4 protein-coding genes are annotated in these 2,695 nt (G+C 45.2%); all 4 read left to right on the plus strand.

Annotation, left to right across the window (positions count from 1 at the left end):
- Positions 1-181, plus strand: a 181-nt coding sequence (locus A3735_RS31970; protein WP_156490287.1) for a hypothetical protein, incomplete at its 5' end; no start/stop codon positions are given.
- Between the two features lie 151 nt (positions 182-332).
- Positions 333-1,001, plus strand: a complete 669-nt coding sequence (imuA, locus tag A3735_RS17980; protein ID WP_068509144.1) for a translesion DNA synthesis-associated protein ImuA — start codon at positions 333-335, stop codon at positions 999-1,001.
- A gap of 10 nt (positions 1,002-1,011) precedes the next feature.
- Complete coding sequence (locus tag A3735_RS17985) at positions 1,012-2,460, plus strand: DNA polymerase Y family protein (protein WP_068509143.1); 1,449 nt, start codon at positions 1,012-1,014, stop codon at positions 2,458-2,460.
- Positions 2,460-2,695: PHP domain-containing protein (locus A3735_RS17990; protein WP_156499744.1), on the plus strand; the 236-nt coding region annotated here is incomplete at its 3' end. The genes A3735_RS17985 and A3735_RS17990, both read left to right, overlap by 1 nt.

Consider the following 2,695-nt stretch of genomic DNA (forward strand, 5'->3'; position numbering starts at 1 on the left):
GGACAGCTTCGAGGAACAGCGCAATGACAGATACCAGGAAACAGTCAAGCGGGCCTCACCGGTAGCTTGGGAGAACATCAACTTCCGGGGTACATACACGTTCGCGCCGACGGGCGAACTGCCAAAACTGGAGGACTTAATGGCACCGATTGAGGGCTATCGACCTAGAAATGAAAGTTGATACCCCTCTACAAGCCACGGCAGACGGGGGCTTCAGAGGTTTTTGCAATATATGGAGGCAAAATCCCTAGGACCCCAAATAGGCGACTGAAATTACACTTGCAGAATATATTCAAGAAATAATATACTGTATATCCATACAGGCATTTACTATGAAAAACTTCATTGATTTACTCGAAAAGAAACAGCTAATCTGGCATGGCCGGAGTAGGCAACAAGCACCTGAGTTCGAAACATCCGGCTACTCCGAGCTCGATGTTCACTTGTCTGGCGGCTTTCCAAAAAAAGGCGTTGTAATGCTGCACTCAACTTGTGGTATCGGCGAGCTTCGCCTGTTATTACCCTCGTTAATAAACAAACAAGGCCTCTGCATATTTATCAACCCGCCAGGTATTTTGAGTGCTGAGTTCTTTTATCATCAAGGCATTGAGTTAGAGCGCATACTACTTATTAATACTAACTCTGCGAATGAAGCCTTGTGGTCTGCAGAACAGTGCTTGAAAAGTGGTGCCTGTGAGGCCGTACTCCTGTGGCAAAACCAACTAGAAGTTCATCATATTCAACGCTTACAATTAGCCAGTAATCAGGGGCAGTGCCGTCAGTTCATCTTTCGAACAGCAAAGCAGCAAAGCCTTTCACTACCAGTCAATTTGAGCTTGCAACTAAAGGCTGAAGAGCGAGGTATCGCGATTACCATCGCAAAACAAAAAGGTGCCTGGCCAAAACCCGAATTCTCTCTCAATATGTCTTCTTATTGGCCTTCACTGGCACTACAAAACACGAACAACATCATCCCCTTCCCTGCTTCTAAAGCGGTATAAAGGTGATGCTATGTCTCTATCAACTTTATGGCTTTACCTCCACTTCCCTTCACTACAAATCGATAGCCTGTTTTTAAACCAGGCAGCATGCAATCAGGACGAACAGCAAGCCGTTATCGTAATCAATGGTCAAAAAAACATCGTAGTTCAAGCCAATGATCATGCCCTACAGCAAGGTATTCATTTGGGAATGGGGCTAGGTAGCGCTGCCTCCTTATGTCGTGAGCTCTGTGTGCATGCTTATGATCCCGAAATAGAAAGAAAGAAACTGCTTGAAATAGCTCACTGGCTCTATTTAGTCACCTCCGACATAAGCCTTTGCGGTTCAAATGGTTTGTTGTTACGGGTCAGTAATATGTTGAGCCTATATGATGGGCTCACGAGTTATTGGCAAACCCTAAAACAGCATTTGGAAAAACAGCAAGTCCATTATCAATACGCCAGTGCATACTCACCTCTAGCGGCTGAACTACTCGCAAGATCGGGCCTAAATCTGATTAGTGACGAACGTAAACAAGTGCTAGCGCACCTCAAGCAGCAAAAGCTTAGTGAAAGCCGCTTGCCTGATAAACAAATTGAGCGCTTGCAACGTGTCGGTATTCGAGACATGCAAGCACTCCTGGCTGTTCCCTCAGCAGAGCTTGCCAAACGTTTTGACCTATCCCTGGTTAATTATGTCGGACAACTCACCGGCACTCTGCCACAAGCCGTCCATTTCTATCATCCTCCCATGCAGTTTTCACGTTATTTGGAATTACTATTTGAACTCTCTAATCTTCAGCTTCTTGAAAAGCCCTTACTGCGCTTACTCAATGCACTGGAAGAGTTTTTACGAATCCAAAATCTTTATGCCTATGAGTTAAAACTACAACTTCATTTACGAGATAAAGGCTTTCAAGAAGTTTTTGCCAGCTCAGCAAAAGGTGATTATCTGGCAAAGGTATGGCTGGATTTATTCAGCTTACGTTTTGAGTCGGTTAAAGTCCCTTCGCCAGTTATTGGCATCACTATCTCGGCACATAAAACAAAAGCCAAGCACGAAGAAAGCATGGATTTTTTTGAGGGCGGACAGCGTAATGGCTCTTCTTTAGAGCTCATCTCAACACTTCAGGCAAAACTGGGCCCTGATTCAATTAAGAATATTGATTTAGTAGATGACCCACGGCCTGAGCTAAGCACCTGTTTACGTAACTATCAAAACCGGCCTATAAAAAAAGGCATGGCGAACCACCTGACAATCGACAAAGCAAAGCTTCGTCCCAGCCTTTTATTCCCCAAACCAAAAGTATTAAGAGAACGCGTCACGCTTATTGAGGGGCCTGAACGTATCGCGACAGGCTGGTGGGATGAGCAAAACGTTATTCGTGACTACTTTATTGCGCGTGCACATAGCGGCGCTTGGCTATGGGTATTCAGAACACCTGAACAACGTTGGTATTTACATGGAGTATTTGCCTAATGCAGCCTCACTATGCCGAGCTTTTCTGCCAGAGTAACTTCTCTTTTTTGGAAGGCGCGTCTCATGCTGAAGAACTGGCTATCCAGGCTTCATTTTTAGGCTATCAAGCACTCGCTATTACCGATGAATGTTCAGTCGCCGGTGTAGTCAAAGCACATACGGCGATAAAAGAGCATCAGCTACCAATAAAGCTGATTGTCGGCAGCCTCTTCCGCCTCGGCAAACATCTAGAATT

The organism is Oleiphilus sp. HI0061 (assembly GCF_001635675.1).

What these genes read in the sequence shown, in the direction of transcription:
- imuA (WP_068509144.1), top strand. Translation starts at nt 333, where the DNA reads ATGAAAAACTTCATTGATTTACTCGAAAAGAAACAGCTAATCTGGCAT.
- A3735_RS17985 (WP_068509143.1), top strand. Translation starts at nt 1,012, where the DNA reads ATGTCTCTATCAACTTTATGGCTTTACCTCCACTTCCCTTCACTACAA.